Source organism: Pseudomonas sp. ADAK7, assembly GCF_012935675.1.
Lineage (GTDB): Bacteria > Pseudomonadota > Gammaproteobacteria > Pseudomonadales > Pseudomonadaceae > Aquipseudomonas.
On the sequence record NZ_CP052861.1, the window covers coordinates 1391915 to 1407973 of the forward strand.

A 16059-nucleotide genomic window follows, 5' to 3' on the forward strand; every position below is an offset into this window, starting at 1 on the left:
TTTATGGGCAGACCGTACACTGTTTGCAATTAGCAACGTTGATGTCGCGCATTGCCAACCTAGCAGTAAAACCGACTGATATCGCAGACCGTTAAAGAATAGGGTTATAACTTTTTTTGGATCCAATCAATAAGGATGTACGTGAGTTTTACTCCCGCAGCCAAGAAAGTGAGCAGCCGAAATATGCAATCCAATGCTCTTATGTTAGTTTTGCCGCGCTTCACCCCATCGACTCATAAAATGATGCCTATCGGGCACACCAAGGAATTCTTGCGCATGGCTGCGTCCAACAAATGGCTGATGTCATCGGCTGCGTATTACCTCGATTTTTTTACCGTTCCACTGTTTGTCGCCCTCGCCCTGTGTATCGCCCCCTTACATCTCGGTGAGGCACTCGCCGGCCTGCTGACCTGGTCGTTGGTTGAGTACCTGGTGCACCGCTTCTTGTTCCACTCGTTATACCGCCGGGAACATTGGACCCATCATCTTGATGTGCTCGCTTTCATCGGCATTTCCAGTTGGAAGACCAGCTCGGCCTATGCCGGACTTTTGGTACTTGCGTGGTTGACCGGCCTGACGTCGGCTTTCACCGGCGTGATCGTCGGCTACTTCTTCTACATCTCATTGCACTACGTGATGCACCGCCCGGAACACTGGGCCTACCGTTTTATTTCGGGACTGGCGGTCAATCATGACCTGCATCACCGCAAAGGCGTCGAGAAGAATTTCGGCGTGTCCTCGCCACTCTGGGATCACGTGTTCGGCACCTATGTCCGGGTCCCGGCGCTCAGCACGGTCGAGGAAAACACATAAAACACCCTGTCGTATCGGGTTGCGGGCCACACACCCACCCCCAACTTAACCACCGCCCGTCCGCTCCCCAGCACCTTTGCATTTCCCCTTCTTCCAATATTGTGTCAACCACGCTTATGGAAGATTTGAACCATGAAAAACAAATTTGCAGTGCTCACCCTCGCCGGTCTGCTCTCCACCTGTTCGCTTTATGGCCTGGCTGCCGAGAAGACGACCGAAGGCTCCGCCCTTCCACCGGGGACCGCGCAGCCGCAAGGTAACGAAACGAACAGCGTCGGGACGGGTACGGACGGTGGCAAGTCGGCCACCGGCATTGATGGCACGACGGGAACCATATCCAATGGCGCCGACTCTGGCACGACCGATAACGGCCCTGCTCCCGCCGGAGGTTCCAAAGGGGGTGGTGAGGGTAAAGGGGGTACCGGCTCTGGGAGCTGAATCGAAACAATACATGCCCGGCCCAGCGCCGGGCTTTTTTTCGCCCATTGCTCGCTGTTCAAGCGTCAGGCGGACCATCGGCCGGATCGGCGCCGTCACGATTGTTGATAAAGGCGTTCCAGTGCACATAGGCATCGTGCTGGCGTTTGACGGCCTCCTCCCATGCCGGCCCTGAAACCGACCGTGCGGAAACCAGTTGCATCATTTGCGCGGTTGCCGCATCGAGATCCATCAGCAGTGCGTGGGACTTGATCCTGAAATCGTCGACTGACGTCATTGCGTCCACTCCCATTGACCTGCCAAAACAGAGAAGCAAAGGCTTCAGGAACATTGAGCCGGTATTCGGTGAATGATTCACGGCGGCCGATCACCGGTAACGCGCGCCAATGAAAAAGCCCAGCGCGATGGCTGGGCGGCGGTTATTTTCTGTGTTTCAGCATCTTGTCGGCGAGAGCCTTGGCCCCTTCGCAGGTGTTAGCCGCGGATATTAAGGAAGGCGTTCCAGCGTTCGTACGCATCGTGCTGTCTTTTCGTGGCCGCGTCCCATTCCGGCCCTGAAACGCATTTTGATGTCACCAACGTCATCATTCCCATCGTCGCGGCATCCAGCTCGATCAAGAGCGCGTGTGATTGGGTTCTGAAATCTTCGAACGATGTCATTACGTTGCCTCAGTGCGGAGTACACCGCCATCGAGGAACAATTGCCCCTCGATCAATGGAGTCCGGCCATGACCGATAATTCACGCAGCCTGACGGTCGGTGCACGTTAACAGGCGCTGGATGACACCATTCGTCGCCTGCAAAAAGGTGGCGTGGCATGCGCGAGCCTGTCTGGCGTGGGGATTGCAAAGGCCGGTCTAGCGGCCCCAGAACGACGTAATTCTGACGCGGCGGCAATCACAATCAGCTTGCTCAGTCCCCGGAGATGTAACGTGTCAACTCTCAATGAAATCGCAGCGAACCACGCGAGAATGGCTATGGCAAAGGCACAAGAGTCGACCGGACTGAACGAGCGACATCTTCAGATAGTGGGCCATTTCGAATTGCCCTGCGTCGATGCACCACCGCACGTGCCCCTGCACTTGATCACGGCAGCGCAAGACAACCCACTCGGCCACGCCTGCGCCTGATCCGACACTTCCCTGTCACACGCCAGATGACTCGACATTTGGCGTGCAGCAAGCCCCGCCCTACGCGGTGCTTGCACCGCGCTGCTCCCGTCCCAGGCCATATCCCCCGCCCGCACGCAGCGAGTGACGGAGCTTCAGCGCCGGCCGTTCGACCAAGCAGTAAGACACGCCGCTCAGCAAAAACGAGAGCAGCAGCATCGTCGGGACGTTACAGGCAGCAGGCCAGAACCCCCGCAGGAAAAACATCACCACAAAGTGGTTCAGAAACACGCCATAGCTGATGTTGCCCAGCAACTCGTCAATGCGGTGGTATTTCAGCCTGCTCAGCAAGAATACGGCCAGCACGCCCAGGGCGATGCCGGCGGTCACCTCGGCGTTGAAGGGGCGCCGAGGAATGATCCCCGCGGCAATGGCCACGAACATTAGCGCGGCCATGATGGCGGTAGCGGCAACCATCATCCCGCCCCTGGCCTGTAACCTGTACATATAGCTGCCGCAAAGGAAGATAAACAGCACACCGGGCAGCAGTCTGTAGCCGTAGACGTCGGTGTTGATGTAACCCAGGGACGCGACCATGAACACCGCCACCGACAGCGCAAACGCGAGGCCTCGCAGCTTGTAGACGATCAGGAACGGGATCAGCAGGTAGAAACACACTTCGAGCCCCAGCGACCAGGCTGCCGGCAGGATTTCGGGGATGGTGAAGCCGTACATGTACAAATCCAGCGGAACAATCGTCAGGCTCAGGGCGATGTTCTTGACGGTCAGCGCTGCCGCAGGCGGCGTACCGGGTAACAGAAAATAAATCACCACGCAGGAGGCGATGAAATAGAGCAGAAACTGCGGGTAAAGCCGCAACAGTCGATCCACGTAGAACAACGGAAACTGCCCAGGACTGTTGTAATTCCTCTCGATCAGGGACGTCATCACGTAGCCGCTGATGATCAGAAAGGAAACCACCGCGACAACGCCGGGATTGAGCCCCGCAAACGTCACGCCCATATTTGAAATCGCCACCAGCACCGCCAGCAGCAGTCGAAAAGCTCCCACGCGCCTCATCCTTGAATGTCTAATTATTTTGCGCGTTAAGTTACGTGGCTTTTGGCTAGTAGGACAGTGCTTTCAGATCATGGCCAGGAAACAGCCGGACCGATGGCTGGCGATAACCCCTTTCCTCGACTAGTGTTTCTACCTCATCGAACAGCGCCCGCTTCATCGCGCACGCTTTATCTAAGGAGAGATAGATGGCATCCGTTCGAATTGACGAGCAAACCTGTCGCGCCTGGTCCAGCCCTATCCTGCTTGAGCTCAAGGAGCGCGAGCATCAGTTGGACCCGAAGGAACGACAGGCGCTTCAGAATGTTCTGCTGGAAAGAAGGCTTGTGAACCTCGGCAACCCCGATGGCCCGGATCGGCGCAACGCGGATCCGGCGAAAGGCGACAAACTCTGGTAACTGCCGCGCCTCACCGATTCGCTGCCTCGACCCCGGGTTCACCCCGCCGCAGCGAATCCCCGGTGCAGATCCTCGATTAACGCCTCGACATCCTCCAGCCCGATGTGCAATCGCAGCACCGGATTGAGCGCGCGATCCTGCTCGCTATCGCGCTCGTTGAGCTCAGCGACCGTGACCAGGCTTTCATAGCCACCCCAAGACGCGCCCAGGCCAAATAACTGCAGCGCGTCGATGAAGCGCTCGATGTAACCCGCGTCAACGTCGCGCAACTCAAACGAGAGCAAACCGTTACTGCCCTTGAAGTCCCGCTGCCACAAGGCGTGGCCGGGGTGCTCGGGCAGTGCTGGATGGAACACTCGCTTCACTTGCGGCTGAGCCTGCAACCAATGGGCGATTTCCAGCGCCTGGCGTTCGTGGACTTCCAGGCGTGGTGCGAGGGTTCGGGCGCCGCGCAGCACCAGGTAAGCGTCGTCGGGGCTGACGGCGCTGCCGAAGGTGTCGCTCATCGCCGCCAGCGGTTGCCAGACATCTTCGCGGGTGCAGACGCTGCCCATGACCACGTCACTGTGGCCGCACAGGTATTTGGTCAGCGCCATGATCGAGATGTCGGCGCCGAGGGTCAGCGGTCGATACAGGTAACCCGAGCCCCAGGTGTTGTCCACGGCCAACAGGATGCCCCGCGGCTTGCACAGTGCGGCCAGGGCCGGCAGGTCGCAGAGTTCGTAGAGCAAGGAACCGGGCACTTCGGTGTAGACCATTCTGGTATTGGCTCGCAGCTTTGCAGGCAAGTCGCTGGCGTCGGGGGCGAAGGAGCTGACGTCGATCCCGAACGGCTGCAGAAACTCCCGGGCCAGGCGCCGCACGGGCGAGTACACGGCGTCGGTGATCAGCACATGATCGCCGGGGCGCAGGTAAGCGAGGAAGGTTTGCGCGACCGCTGCCAGGCCGGTGCCGAACAAGCGAGTTCGGTAGCCGCCCTCAAGCTCCGTGACCAGGTCCTCCAGGGCAAACGCCGTCGGATTGCCCCGGGCGCCATAGCTCAGGACGCGCTCATGGTCGCGTCGGGAACGGGCGTCGCGCATTTGCGCGAGGCTGTCGAACAGCACCGTGCTCAAGCGCGTGACCGGGACGTTGACCGCGCGACCGCCGTTGCCCTTTTCGGTGCGCGCCGAATGGACCAGTCGAGTGCGAACCCGATCACCATAGGAAGCTTTCAGCGGTTTGAGACTGGCGATTTCCTCTGCGCTCATCTGCGCCAGCAGGCCGATTTCCCAGGCCAGGTACTGCCGCGCCGCGTCTTTGTTGCCGCTGTGGCGGTCGTGGGTGAAGAACAGGAAATCGATGCACTGCTCGTCAGGCGGTGTGTTGACGTCCTCTTGCAGGGAAAAACCGGGTGCACTCGAAGCGAACCGGGTTTGCTGGCGCTGATGCTCGGGCAACTCCAGCGCCGCGAAAGCCGCCAGCCTTGGGTCATCCGCCAGCAACACCAACGGCCGTTGCTCCCCGGCCACATCAGCCGCCAGCAACGAGCGGATCGACCAGCGCGCCCCGCCGATATGACCTTTGCGATAAACCATGCTCGGGCGCAGATCGATCAGCGCGACCGCGTCATCCTTCAATGCATCGGCCAAGGCCTGCGCCGAGATCAATGGCAATGGTTCAGGCGAAGCGGCTTCAAGTACCGGCAACGCCAAAGAACTGCCGACGCCACCCTCAAGCACATAAGCCTCATGCCCCAACTGCCGCAGCCAACTGGCGACAATCGGTGCGCGCACGCCATCGCTATCGACCAACACCAACCGCGCCCGGCGCACGCCGATGTACAAATCGGTGGATTGAATCAACTGCCCGCCCGGCGTGTGTTGCGCGCCCGACAGACTGCCGGCGGCAAACTCCTCGGCGGTACGCACGTCGCACAGGAACAGGCTGCGCCCATTATCCAACGCCCACGCTTCTACTTGAGCAGTCCCGACGGTTTTCACCCCAGCCTTCTCCGCCAGTTGCGCGGCAGCCAAGCGCTGCCCCGGCAAGGCATCGCTTGACACCTCATCGGCATAGCGCCGCGTGCTGCCATGCTCCAGCTGAAAATCCTCCAGATACCAACCCTGGGTGCCGTTCTCCAAGGCATAGACCGGGTTCTTCAGCCCCAGGTTGATCAGCGTCTGCGCGCCGATAATGCTGCGGGTGCGGCCGGCGCAATTGACCACGATCGGCGTGCTGTCGTCCTGTACCAGGTCGTGGACGCGATAACCCAGCTCGCCATTCGGGCAGCACACCGAACCGGGAATGGTCATCTTGCGGTATTCATCGAATGGCCGACCGTCGAGCACCACCAACGGTTCGCCCCGGGCTTGCCATTCGGCCAACTGCCTGGCGGTGACATGCGGCGTATGGCTGGCCTCTTCCACCAACTCGCCAAAGGCCTTGGACGGCACATGCACCCCGGCAAACAGCTGAAAACCCGCCGCCTGCCAACCCTCGGCACCGCCATCGAGAATGTGCACGCGGCCATAGCCCAGCGCCTGCAAACGCCGGGCGGCGCGCGCCGCAACGTCGCCGCCGTCCTGGTCATAAATCACCAGCCGTACCTGCGGATTCGGCGCCAGCCGCCGCACCTCCAGCTCCAGGCGGCTATAGGGCAGATTCACCCCGAAAAACAGATGGGCTTCGCCATATTGGCCATGCTCACGCACGTCAAACAGGGCGATTTCCTGCCCGTCGAACAGCCACTGCTGCAATTGCCCTGGAGTTACGGTCTGGCTCATGGGAGTCCCGCTTGGAAAATAGAGTTATTGAAGTGCGAGGGAGCGCTCATTCGCGGCGATGTCGCGGCCCTTGGCATAGGCGCGCTGAATCGCCGGCCGGGCCTTGAGACGTTCGCGCCAGGCATGGATATGCGGGTAATCCGCCAAGTCCTGGCCCTGTCGCAGCGGCTGAATCCACGGGAAGATCGCCATGTCGGCGATGGAATACTCGCCCGCGACATACGGCATTTCGGCCAAACGCGTTTCCAGCACTCGATACAACCGCGTCGCCTCGGTATTCAGCAGGTCGAGGGCAAACGGAATCGGTTCCGGCGCCTTCTCCTTGAACAGCTGCAACTGGCTCAGGTACGGCGTCACATGCCCGACCTGCCAGAACAGCCATTCCTGAACCTTTTGTCGTTCCGCCGTACCGGATGGCGGCAGAAAACGCCCGGCCTTGTCGGCCAGGTAATTAAGGATCGCACCGGATTCGAACAGGCTCAGCGGCTGATCCAGACCTTCGGGCGCATGATCGACAATCGCCGGAATCCGTCCATTGGCGCTGATGCGCTGGAACGCCGCTTCTTTCTGCTCACCCGTGCGAATGTTGACCGGCAGCACGCGGTAGTCCTGCCCGAGTTCTTCGAGCAGGATGCCGATCTTCAGCCCGTTGCCGGTGGGCCAGTAGTACAAGTCGATCATGCGTAGGCCTTGATCGACGGCGCCATTTGCGAGGCGTTGTAATTGAGGATTCGCCCGTCGGCTTCCACACCGTAGCGACCGTTAAGGGATTCCAGCGGCAAGCCATAGAGGTGGAAATGCAGGGTCGCCTGTTCGCCCTCCACCCGAATCCCATGCAGGTCTTCGCCGAGGAACGAGATCGACGTGCCGGGTTGCACGATCACTTCTTTTTCCAGGTGCAAAGTCGTGAACCCAGGCTCGCGACCTTCGTCACTACGGCCGTAGACGTAGTTGATTTCCTGGCCCTCGACGGCGCTGATGATCGCCCAGGTCTCGTGGTTGTGCGCGATGGTGCTTTTGCCCGGCAACAACGAGTTCAGGTACAGCGTCGGCGTGTCGCCATCGTCGTTGAGGCGATAGCGGAATGCGGTGCTGCCCTGCCCCGGCACAGGCGCCGGAAACGCGTCGAAGTTGAACAGGTCGCGGCGCTCGGCCAGGGTTTCGAGCAAGGCTACGATTTCCACCAGCGCGGCGCGGTCAACGCCCCGTTGATTAATGACGCGGATTTTCTTGAGGAAATCCTCGATGACGACGGCACGGTTATCGGTACTCATGAATTAGCTCCTCGGTGTTACACGGACAGGCTGTAGCGGCTCAGGTTGGTCAACAGGTACGGATCATTGGCATTTGCCGGGCGACGGCCCGGATCACCCAAGGCATGACGCAGGAATTCCTGGGTGCGTTCGCTGGTGGGGTGCTGGAAGATTTGCGCGGCGCTGCCGTGTTCGACGATCACGCCGTTTTCGGTGAAGTAGACGATGTCGCTGATTTCTTCGGCAAAGCGCATTTCGTGGGTCACCAGCACGCAGGTCATGCCCTCCTCCGTCAGCTCGCGAATCACCGTCAGCACTTCACCGACGGTTTCCGGATCGAGAGCCGAGGTCACTTCGTCGAACAGGATCAGTTCCGGGCGCATGGCCAGGGCACGGGCAATCGCCACCCGCTGCTGCTGGCCCCCGGACAACTGCCCCGGATAGGCATCGGCCTTGTGTTCCATGCGCACTTTGGCCAGCAAGGCCCGGGCGTCTTTCTCGGCGTCGATGCGGCTGCGGCCCAAGACCTTGCGCGGGGCGATCACCAGGTTTTCCAGCACCGACAAATGCGGGAACAGGTTGTACTGCTGGAACACAAAGCCCACGCGTTTACGCAACTCGATGCGCTGGGTTTCCTTGGCCAGGCTGTGCACTTCGGTGGCGCCGACGCGGATGCTGCCGCGCTGGGGCTGCAACAGGCCGGTGATGCAGCGCAGGATGGTCGATTTGCCGGAGCCGGACGGGCCGATGATCGACACGGCCTGGCCGCGATGAACGTCGAGATCGATGCCCTTGAGCACCGGGTTGGCGCCGAACGACAGGTGCAAATCGCGCAGGCTGACCAGGGGCTCGGCGACGGTTTCAATAGAAGGCATAACGTCGCTCCAGGCGTTGGGTCAGTCGGGAAATCGGGTAGCAATAGGCAAAGAACAGCACCAGCAGACTCAGGTAAATCACCACGGTAAAACCGGTCAGGTTCACGGTGTTGCTGGCGATCTGCGCGGTGTCGATCACGTCATGCACGCCCACCAGCGAGGCCAGCGCGGTGCCCATGGTGATCACTGCGTAGAGGTTCATCCACGGCGGCAACATGCGTTTAAAGCACTGCGGCAGGATGATCGAGCGAAAGATCTGCCCACGGGTGAAGGCCAGGGAACGCGCCGCTTCCCATTGGGTGCTGGGGATCGAGCCGATGGCGCCACGGAAGATTTCCGCAACGTTGGCACTCGCCGGCAAGGCCAGGCCGATGGTGACTTTTACCCAGTCCGGGAACGAGACATAGCTGCTGCCGAGCTTGATCTCGAACGGGAACACGTAGGTGGTGAAATAGATCAGCACCAACCACGGCGCGTTACGGAAAATCTGCACCCAAATCTGTGCCGGCAGGCGCAACAACCGCAGCGGCGACACCGCCAGAGCGCCCACCAGCAAGCCGAGGACCGAGCCCAAACCGATCGCCACCAGGCTGATCAGAATGTTCTGGCCAAAACCCACGGCCAGGGCCGGTGACCATTGCAACAAAGCCGTGAACACCGGGCTCTGCGGGGCGAAGTAAAAGAGAAATAACACGACGCCAGCCGCCAGCAACAGTTTGCCAACATGCCGCCGCGGCCAGGCCAGCGGTGCGCTGACGGACGATTCAATGGCCATAGCCGGGCATCCTCAGGCGCGCTTCAAGCAGACGCCCCACACAGTTGACGATAAAACTCAGCAGGCCGAAAAAGCTCAGGATCAGGATCATCAGCTCCAGCACGTTATCGCTCTGAGTCCAGATCATGATCGCCGCGTAGGTGATGTCGCCGACGGCAATCGCCGAAGCGACGGCGGTCATCTTCACCAGGTCGATGAGGTTGTTGATCAGCGACGGCAAGGCAAAACGCAGGGCCAGGGGCAATTGCACATTCCATAGCAACTGGCGGCTGCTGAAGGCCAGGGAACTGGCGGCTTCCATCGTCACCGCCGGCACCGCTTCGATACCGGCGCGCAAGGCTTCGGCGTGGAATGCGCCCTTGTGCAGCGAGATCACAATCACCACCCAGGCGAACGGTGTCAGCGGGTTCGCCGTGCCGACCGCTTGGGTCAGCAACATGTTCAACACCAGGAACGCGCAATACAGCTGCACCAGGGTCGGCGTGTTGCGGGTGACTTCAATGAGGACCCGCGCCGGTCTGGCCAGCCAGGGTTTGCCCGAGGTCAGCATCGCCGCCAGGCCAACACCCGCCAGCAGACTGCCGACGATGGTGAACAGGCACAGCAGCGCGGTGGTCAACGCGCCTTGTTCCAGGGTGCCGCGTTGATAGGCGTCCAGCAGGAAGTTGTAATTGAGACCGAGCCCGGCGGTCCAGTGGACGAACAGCTCCAACAGATGACTCATGCTGCGCCCCGCAATTGGCCGCAGGCGTGGGCGATGCGGCGTCCGGCTTCGGCAACGCTGTCGGTCGCAGTGGCGATGGACAGGCGGAACCACGGCGACAAACCGTAAGCGCTGCCCGCTACGCCGGCGACGCCCTCCTCGAGCAAGTACGCGACGACATCGGCGTCGTTGTTCAGTCGTTCACCATTCGGGCGATGGCGCCCCAACAAGCCTTCGCAGCGGACGAACACGAAGAAGCCGCCCTGGGGTTCGAGCACTTCCAGACCGTCCACTTCACTCAAGGTTTTCACCAGCAGGTCTCGCCGTTGCTGATAGGCCGCCACCTGCTCCGGCAAGAAATCCAGTCCACCGTCAAAGGCTGCCAGCGCCGCGGCTTGTCCGACCGAGGACGCGCCCGAAGTCGATTGCGACTGCACGACTGCCATTGCAGTGGTCAGCGTTTTGGGCCCGGCACCGAAACCGATGCGCCACCCGGTCATGGCATACGTCTTGGAGACACCGCCCACCAACAGGCAACGCGGCTGCAAATCTGGCGCGACGTTAAGCAGGCTCTGCGGTGGTTGGCCGTCGAATCGAATATGTTCGTAAAGCTCATCCAGCAAAATCAGCACCTGCGGATGACGTCGCAGTACTTCAGCCAGCGCCTGCAACTCGGCGGCGCTGTACACCGCGCCGCTCGGGTTGCCGGGGCCGTTGAGAATCAGCCAGCGGGTACGCTCGCCAATGTGTTGCTCAAGTTGTTGTGGCGTCAGCTTGCAGCCCTGTTCCAATCCACACTCGATAAACACCGGTTCACCGCCATTGAAACGCACGCTGTCCGGGAACGACGGCCAGTACGGCATCGGCACCAGCACTTCGTCGCCGTCATCGAGCGTCGCAGCGAAGGCGTTGAAGATGATCTGTTTGGCACCGTTGGCAATCACGATGGATTCCAGCGGGTACTCCAGTTGGTTCTCGCGTTGGAGTTTGCGTTGTACGGCAAGTCTCAGCGCTTTCACGCCGGGCGTTGGCGTGTACTTGGTGGCGCCGGCGGCGATGGCTGCATAGGCGGCTTGCTTGATGTGCTCCGGGGTATCGAAATCCGGCTCGCCGGTGGTCAGGTCGAGGATGTCGCGACCCAACTCACGCAACGCCGTGGCCTGGGATTTGGCGGCGGCATTGGCCGACAGCGACACGCGCTGCACGCATTTGGATAGACGAAGGTTCATGGCGTAACCACCTCCACGACCTTGCCCGGATTGAGCAGGTTTTTCGGGTCCAGCGCGTGCTTGATGCGGCGCATCAGGTCCAGCTCCACCGGGCTTTTGTAGCGATCCAGCAAACCGACCTTGCGCTGGCCGATCCCGTGTTCGGCGCTGATCGAGCCACCGTGGGCATGGGCGCTGTCGTGCACCAACAGGCTGAGTGCCGCGTAATGGGACATGTGCGCCTCAACGGTCGAGTCCAGCGGATGCGCGACGTTGTAATGCAGGTTGCCGTCGCCCAAATGGCCGAAGGTGAAATTCCGCACGCAGGGAAAGTGTTGTTGCAGCAGTGCATCGGTGTGGGCAACGAAGGCGACGACCTGGGAAATCGGCACCGCGATGTCGTGCTTCATATTGCGACCGGCGCGCTTCTGCGCCTCGCTCATGTTTTCCCGCAACAGCCACAGGCCCTCGCTCTGGGCCAGGCTTTCGGCGATCAACGCGTTAGCCAGCAAGTCCTGTTCGAAGGCTTCGCCGAGCACCGTTTCGAAGGCTTCCCGGGCATGGCTTTCGCTGTGGTTGTCGGAGAGTTCCAGCAGCGCAAACCACGGCTGCACGGCGCCGAGAAACGGTTGCGGGCCTTGGGGGAATTGCTCGCGCAGCAACGCCAGGCAATCGGCGCTGAGCAATTCGAACGCGGTGAGGCTGGCGCCAAAACCGGCGCGCGCATGGGAGAGGAATTGCACGGCCTGCGCCAACGAGTCGAACGCCAACAGCGCCGTGGCCTGGGCCTTGGGCAGCGGGAACAGTTTCAGGGTCGCGGCTGTGATAATGCCGAGGGTGCCTTCGCTGCCGATAAACAAATCGCGCAAGTCGTAGCCGGTGTTGTCCTTGCGCAAACCACGCAGGCCATTCCAGATTTCGCCTTGGGCGGTGACCACTTCCAGACCCAGGGTCAGTTCTCGGGTATTGCCATAACGCAGCACTGCGGTGCCGCCGGCGTTGGTGCCGAGGTTGCCGCCAATCGTGCAGCTGCCTTCGGCGCCAAGGCTCAACGGAAACAGGCGTCCGGCGTCACGCGCCACGTCCTGCACCGTTTGCAGAATGCAGCCAGCCTCGACGGTCAGGGTGTCGTTATCCGTATCGACGTTGCGCACGCGGTTCAGGCGATCAAGCAACAGCAACACGGCGCGGCCACTGGCGTCCGGGGTCGCGCCGCCCATCAGACCGGTGTTGCCACCCTGCACCACCACCGGCGTGTCATTGGCCACGCAGGCGCGGACCACCGCCGCCACTTCGTCGGTGTTGGCCGGGTGCACGGCGGCGATCACTTGCCCCACGTAGCGGCCCTGTTTATCCGTCAGGTACGACGCGGCGTCTTCGTTGCTCTGCACATGGTTGGCACCGAGCAATTGCTGCAAGGTCTCGAACAAACCTTGGCTCATGGCTGAACCGCCAATGGCGCAGCGTTGCGATATTGCTCATGCAAGTCACGCAAGGCCTGGGACGGTGCCATGCCGGTGCGTTCGCCCAAGGCAATCAGCCAACCGCTGCGGTGCCAATCGCGGACGATGGCATCGAGTTTGGCCTGGGTATCGTGCTCGCCCTTGCGAATCCAGATCACCGAGTTCGACGGGATCAGATCCCCCGGTAGCGGGATTTCATAACCTGCCCACTCGGCCTCGCTCAACAACGCATGCATGGTCGGGCTGACATGCACCGCCGCCAAGCAACCATTGCCGCGCAATGACAACAACGATTCCGACTGACTGCGGAAGGCCTTGATCTCGGCGCCGTAAGTTTCCTGCAACGGCTTGATGAAGTTGCTGCCCTGGGACACGCACACCGGTTTGCCTTTCAAATCGGCCCACTGGCTGATACCCGCACCTTTGCGAATCAGCGCGGCGCCGCCGACTTCTTCGTACGGCGTCGGCACGTAGTCGAGGATCTCGGCGCGTTCTTCGGTGAACTGCATGTTGGCGATCAGGATGTCGACCTTGCCCTGTTGCAGGAACTGCACGCGGTTCGGTGCGAGGACGGAAACCGTTTTGGTTTCGACCCCGAGTGCCTTGCCGATGCCCTTGGCCAACTCAACGTTGTAGCCCAGGTGTTCGCCGGTCTTCGGGTCGAGGGTGCCGAATGGCGGGCCACTGAGAATTACCCCGACGCTGATGGCGTGGCGTTGCTCGATCTTGTCCAGCGTGGCGTCGGCCTGGGCCAGGCTGGCGACCAGCGCAGCGCACCCGGCCAGGCACAGGGTGGTCAGGGTTCTAGCGGAAAAAAGTGGCTTCATGCACGGCTACCTTGGGCGACGGTCGGTGGAAAACGATGAGGTGCCGGGCTCAGGCGCCATTGGCCTGGAATTGCTTCTGCAACTCGACCAGCGCCGGGGACGCCGGGGTGATGTGGTTGCGGGTCTGGGCTTCGATCAACCAGCCGCTGCGGTGCAGCGCCTTGATGATCGGGTCGAGTCTGGCCTGGGTGTCGTTTTCGCCACGACGGGTCCAGATCACCGACGGCGCCGGATTGAGTTCCGGCTCGATGGCGCGATAGCCCTGCCATTCGGCGGTGTCGGCAATCAATGGGTTGATCAGCGTCGCATCGTGCACGGCGGCGACGCAGTTGTTGCCGCGCAGGGCCAGCAAGGATTCCGACGAGCTCTTGAACGCCTTGATCTCGGCGCCCAACTCGGTCAGCGGCTTGACGTAGCTGCTGCCCTGGGAGGTGCAGACCGGTTGATTCTTCAAATCTTCCCACCGGGTGATCTTGCTGTCCTTGAGCACCGCAGCAGTGCCACCGACGCGGTAGAACGGCGTTGGCACGAAGCCGAGGATCTCGCCGCGCTCGGTGGTCCATTCCATGTTGGCGATCAGCAAATCGACTTTGCCCTGTTGCAGGAACTGCACGCGGTTGGCGGGCAGTACCGGCACCAGTTGCACCTCGGCGCCGAGTTGTCGGCCCAGCTCGTTAGCAAGGTCGACGTTCAAGCCCCGAGGTTTCTGGCTGGTGGGATCGATCCCGCCAAAGGGTCCGCCGGACAGCAGCACGCCGACCACCAACACATGCCGTTGCTCGATCTTGTCGAGGGTGGCATCGGCCTGCGCGGCACTGATGCCGGACAAGGAGATCAAGGCGCCCAGCATTACAGGCAACAATCGTTTTACGGGTGAGCGCTCGAACAACATGGATTTCCCCTCATGGATGATCGGCGTACCCCGACCTGATGAGTGGGCATCCTGGGTACAGCGCTGAGGTAACGGAAATACAAATATCTAATATCGTTATAACTTGCCGTGTTTCCCATCTGTGAAAAAAGCTTATAACCCCGAATTTGTTGCCTCTCACTGTCACCGAATAAAATCCATGGCAAGCAACACATAAAAATATGTAATGTTTAGCTTCCTACCCTTGATATAAAAAGCAGCCCCCATGTCGACCCTCGATCTCGAATTACTGCGCACCTTCATTGCCGTGGTCGATCACCACAGCTTTGCCGAAGCCGGCGCGCAATTGGCCCGCACGCAGTCGTCGGTGACCCAGCACATGCAACGCCTGGAGCAACAGGTGGGCGTAAGTCTGTTCGAGAAGCGTGGGCGGCAAAAGCAGCTCACGGAAGCGGGTCAGCAGTTGCTACGCCATGCCCGGCAGATGCTTTCGCTCAACGATGACGCGCTCAACTCCCTACGTGAAAGCAGCTTGAGCGGCGTGTTGCGCATTGGTTCGCCCCACGACATTGCTGACACCATCCTGCCGCCGATGCTGAGCCACATCGCCCGCTCGGCGCCGCGTTTACGCCTGGAGATCGACGTCGGGCGCAGTCCGTTTTTGATGGACGACTTGCACCGGGGCAAGGTCGATATGGTGATTTCCACCCGCGCCGACCCATCCCTCGAAGGCTTCGCCTTGCGTACTTCGCCGGTGTGGTGGATTTGTTCGGCGCAGTACATTCACAACCCCAACGAACCGTTGCCGCTGATTCTGGTGGATGAGCCAAGCATCTATCGGCGTTATGCGTTGGAGGCGCTGGAGCGGGCGAACATTCCCTGGCGCCAGGCGTACCTGGCGTCGAACCTGATCGGGATCAAAGCTGCGACGCGCGCAGGGTTGGGCGTGACCCCAAGAAGCATGGAAATGCTCGGGCCGGATATGCGGGTATTGGGGGAAAACGATGGGTTGCCGCGATTGCCGGATGTGACGTATCACTTGTGGATTCGGCCGAATACGGTGAATCCGTTGGTGCGGCGGGCTTATGAATTGATCAAGAGCAATCAAGGCCACTGATCAGAACGAGGATCGAACGAACGATAAAAAACCTGTGGCGAGGGAGCTTGCTCCCGCTGGACTGCGCAGCAGTCCCCTCCTCTTTTGGGTGAGGGGGCCGCTTCGCGACCCAGCGGGAGCAAGCTCCCTCGCCACAAGGTCAGTGTCAGGCCTGCAACATCGCGTTGATTAACAACACTTCGGCCCAGCCTTGCTCCCGTAACGCGCTTCCTGACGTTCCCGGAAGAACATCTCATAGCTCATCAGCGGTTTGTCCGGGTGCTTGGTTTGCATATGCTCGACGTAGTTGTCGTAGTCGGGCATGCCGACCATCAGGCGTGCGGCCTGACCGAGGTATTTACCGAGGCGACTCAGGTCATTGAACATG

19 protein-coding genes are annotated in these 16059 nt (G+C 60.7%); 5 read left to right on the forward strand and 14 right to left on the reverse strand.

Translation table 11 applies throughout. The features are described from left to right. Positions 1–276: 276 nt before the first annotated feature. Complete coding sequence (locus tag HKK53_RS06290) at positions 277–813, forward strand: sterol desaturase family protein (RefSeq protein WP_169370048.1); 537 nt, start codon at positions 277–279, stop codon at positions 811–813. Between the two features lie 132 nt (positions 814–945). Continuing rightward, entirely contained in the window at positions 946–1251 is a 306-nt protein-coding gene (locus tag HKK53_RS06295; protein ID WP_169370049.1) for a hypothetical protein, read from the forward strand. Positions 1252–1309: 58 nt separating this feature from the next. Here HKK53_RS06295 and HKK53_RS06300 read toward each other — a convergent pair whose 3' ends face one another. Then, complete coding sequence (locus HKK53_RS06300; RefSeq protein WP_169370050.1) at positions 1310–1528, reverse strand: hypothetical protein; 219 nt, start codon at positions 1526–1528, stop codon at positions 1310–1312. 197 nt (positions 1529–1725) lie between these two features. Then, positions 1726–1911 carry a hypothetical protein gene (locus HKK53_RS06305; protein WP_169370051.1) on the reverse strand — a complete coding sequence of 62 codons (186 nt, stop codon included), beginning with the start codon at positions 1909–1911 and terminating at the stop codon, positions 1726–1728. Between the two features lie 272 nt (positions 1912–2183). On the opposite strand from HKK53_RS06305, the gene HKK53_RS32550 reads away from it, so the two are divergent. After that, positions 2184–2381, forward strand: coding sequence for a hypothetical protein (locus HKK53_RS32550; RefSeq protein ID WP_237150716.1), 198 nt, complete (start codon positions 2184–2186; stop codon positions 2379–2381). Between the two features lie 60 nt (positions 2382–2441). Here HKK53_RS32550 and HKK53_RS06310 read toward each other — a convergent pair whose 3' ends face one another. Further along, entirely contained in the window at positions 2442–3431 is a 990-nt protein-coding gene (locus tag HKK53_RS06310) for an acyltransferase family protein (RefSeq protein WP_169370052.1), read from the reverse strand. Between the two features lie 194 nt (positions 3432–3625). On the opposite strand from HKK53_RS06310, the gene HKK53_RS06315 reads away from it, so the two are divergent. Beyond that, positions 3626–3835, forward strand: a complete 210-nt coding sequence (locus HKK53_RS06315; RefSeq protein ID WP_169370053.1) for a hypothetical protein — start codon at positions 3626–3628, stop codon at positions 3833–3835. A gap of 38 nt (positions 3836–3873) precedes the next feature. Here HKK53_RS06315 and metC read toward each other — a convergent pair whose 3' ends face one another. Genes metC through HKK53_RS06365 form a run of 10 tightly spaced genes read right to left on the reverse strand, consistent with a single transcriptional unit; the run spans position 3874 to position 14596 of the window. Then, a complete protein-coding gene (metC, locus tag HKK53_RS06320; protein ID WP_169370054.1) occupies positions 3874–6600 on the reverse strand; it encodes a cystathionine beta-lyase in 2727 nt (908 codons plus the stop codon). 24 nt (positions 6601–6624) lie between these two features. Then, positions 6625–7281 (reverse strand): glutathione binding-like protein, encoded by a 657-nt coding sequence (locus HKK53_RS06325; protein WP_169370055.1) that lies wholly within the window; start codon positions 7279–7281, stop codon positions 6625–6627. Next, positions 7278–7874 carry a hypothetical protein gene (locus HKK53_RS06330; protein WP_054614483.1) on the reverse strand — a complete coding sequence of 199 codons (597 nt, stop codon included), beginning with the start codon at positions 7872–7874 and terminating at the stop codon, positions 7278–7280. Before HKK53_RS06330 ends, HKK53_RS06325 begins: the two co-directional genes overlap by 4 nt. A 17-nt stretch (positions 7875–7891) precedes the next feature. Beyond that, positions 7892–8728 (reverse strand): amino acid ABC transporter ATP-binding protein, encoded by an 837-nt coding sequence (locus HKK53_RS06335; protein WP_169370056.1) that lies wholly within the window; start codon positions 8726–8728, stop codon positions 7892–7894. Further along, positions 8715–9503: an amino acid ABC transporter permease gene (locus HKK53_RS06340; RefSeq protein ID WP_169370057.1), complete on the reverse strand. Its 789-nt coding sequence runs from the start codon at positions 9501–9503 to the stop codon at positions 8715–8717. The genes HKK53_RS06335 and HKK53_RS06340 overlap by 14 nt, the downstream gene beginning before the upstream one ends. Beyond that, positions 9493–10227, reverse strand: coding sequence for an amino acid ABC transporter permease (locus HKK53_RS06345; protein ID WP_169370058.1), 735 nt, complete (start codon positions 10225–10227; stop codon positions 9493–9495). The genes HKK53_RS06340 and HKK53_RS06345 overlap by 11 nt, the downstream gene beginning before the upstream one ends. Next, a complete protein-coding gene (locus HKK53_RS06350; protein WP_169370059.1) occupies positions 10224–11435 on the reverse strand; it encodes an aminotransferase class I/II-fold pyridoxal phosphate-dependent enzyme in 1212 nt (403 codons plus the stop codon). Before HKK53_RS06350 ends, HKK53_RS06345 begins: the two co-directional genes overlap by 4 nt. Then, a complete protein-coding gene (locus HKK53_RS06355; protein WP_169370060.1) occupies positions 11432–12856 on the reverse strand; it encodes an FAD-binding oxidoreductase in 1425 nt (474 codons plus the stop codon). The genes HKK53_RS06350 and HKK53_RS06355 overlap by 4 nt, the downstream gene beginning before the upstream one ends. Beyond that, positions 12853–13704, reverse strand: coding sequence for a transporter substrate-binding domain-containing protein (locus HKK53_RS06360; RefSeq protein ID WP_169370061.1), 852 nt, complete (start codon positions 13702–13704; stop codon positions 12853–12855). The genes HKK53_RS06355 and HKK53_RS06360 overlap by 4 nt, the downstream gene beginning before the upstream one ends. A 49-nt stretch (positions 13705–13753) precedes the next feature. Further along, positions 13754–14596 carry a transporter substrate-binding domain-containing protein gene (locus HKK53_RS06365; RefSeq protein ID WP_169370062.1) on the reverse strand — a complete coding sequence of 281 codons (843 nt, stop codon included), beginning with the start codon at positions 14594–14596 and terminating at the stop codon, positions 13754–13756. Between the two features lie 244 nt (positions 14597–14840). On the opposite strand from HKK53_RS06365, the gene HKK53_RS06370 reads away from it, so the two are divergent. Further along, positions 14841–15692, forward strand: coding sequence for a LysR substrate-binding domain-containing protein (locus HKK53_RS06370; RefSeq protein WP_169370063.1), 852 nt, complete (start codon positions 14841–14843; stop codon positions 15690–15692). A gap of 168 nt (positions 15693–15860) precedes the next feature. Here the strand turns inward: HKK53_RS06370 and HKK53_RS06375 are convergent, their stop codons facing one another. Next, positions 15861–16058, reverse strand: coding sequence for a YbdD/YjiX family protein (locus tag HKK53_RS06375; protein ID WP_123407681.1), 198 nt, complete (start codon positions 16056–16058; stop codon positions 15861–15863). Position 16059 lies beyond the last annotated feature (1 nt).

Bases quoted from the DNA above. Each gene is read 5' to 3' on its own strand.
- HKK53_RS06290 (WP_169370048.1), top strand. From the start codon at position 277: ATGGCTGCGTCCAACAAATGGCTGATGTCATCGGCTGCGTATTACCTC.
- HKK53_RS06295 (WP_169370049.1), top strand. From the start codon at position 946: ATGAAAAACAAATTTGCAGTGCTCACCCTCGCCGGTCTGCTCTCCACC.
- HKK53_RS06300 (WP_169370050.1), bottom strand. From the start codon at position 1,528: ATGACGTCAGTCGACGATTTCAGGATCAAGTCCCACGCACTGCTGATG.
- HKK53_RS06305 (WP_169370051.1), bottom strand. From the start codon at position 1,911: ATGACATCGTTCGAAGATTTCAGAACCCAATCACACGCGCTCTTGATC.
- HKK53_RS06315 (WP_169370053.1), top strand. From the start codon at position 3,626: ATGGCATCCGTTCGAATTGACGAGCAAACCTGTCGCGCCTGGTCCAGC.
- metC (WP_169370054.1), bottom strand. From the start codon at position 6,600: ATGAGCCAGACCGTAACTCCAGGGCAATTGCAGCAGTGGCTGTTCGAC.
- HKK53_RS06325 (WP_169370055.1), bottom strand. From the start codon at position 7,281: ATGATCGACTTGTACTACTGGCCCACCGGCAACGGGCTGAAGATCGGC.
- HKK53_RS06330 (WP_054614483.1), bottom strand. From the start codon at position 7,874: ATGAGTACCGATAACCGTGCCGTCGTCATCGAGGATTTCCTCAAGAAA.
- HKK53_RS06335 (WP_169370056.1), bottom strand. From the start codon at position 8,728: ATGCCTTCTATTGAAACCGTCGCCGAGCCCCTGGTCAGCCTGCGCGAT.
- HKK53_RS06340 (WP_169370057.1), bottom strand. From the start codon at position 9,503: ATGGCCATTGAATCGTCCGTCAGCGCACCGCTGGCCTGGCCGCGGCGG.
- HKK53_RS06345 (WP_169370058.1), bottom strand. From the start codon at position 10,227: ATGAGTCATCTGTTGGAGCTGTTCGTCCACTGGACCGCCGGGCTCGGT.
- HKK53_RS06350 (WP_169370059.1), bottom strand. From the start codon at position 11,435: ATGAACCTTCGTCTATCCAAATGCGTGCAGCGCGTGTCGCTGTCGGCC.
- HKK53_RS06355 (WP_169370060.1), bottom strand. From the start codon at position 12,856: ATGAGCCAAGGTTTGTTCGAGACCTTGCAGCAATTGCTCGGTGCCAAC.
- HKK53_RS06360 (WP_169370061.1), bottom strand. From the start codon at position 13,704: ATGAAGCCACTTTTTTCCGCTAGAACCCTGACCACCCTGTGCCTGGCC.
- HKK53_RS06365 (WP_169370062.1), bottom strand. From the start codon at position 14,596: ATGTTGTTCGAGCGCTCACCCGTAAAACGATTGTTGCCTGTAATGCTG.
- HKK53_RS06370 (WP_169370063.1), top strand. From the start codon at position 14,841: ATGTCGACCCTCGATCTCGAATTACTGCGCACCTTCATTGCCGTGGTC.
- HKK53_RS06375 (WP_123407681.1), bottom strand. From the start codon at position 16,058: ATGTTCAATGACCTGAGTCGCCTCGGTAAATACCTCGGTCAGGCCGCA.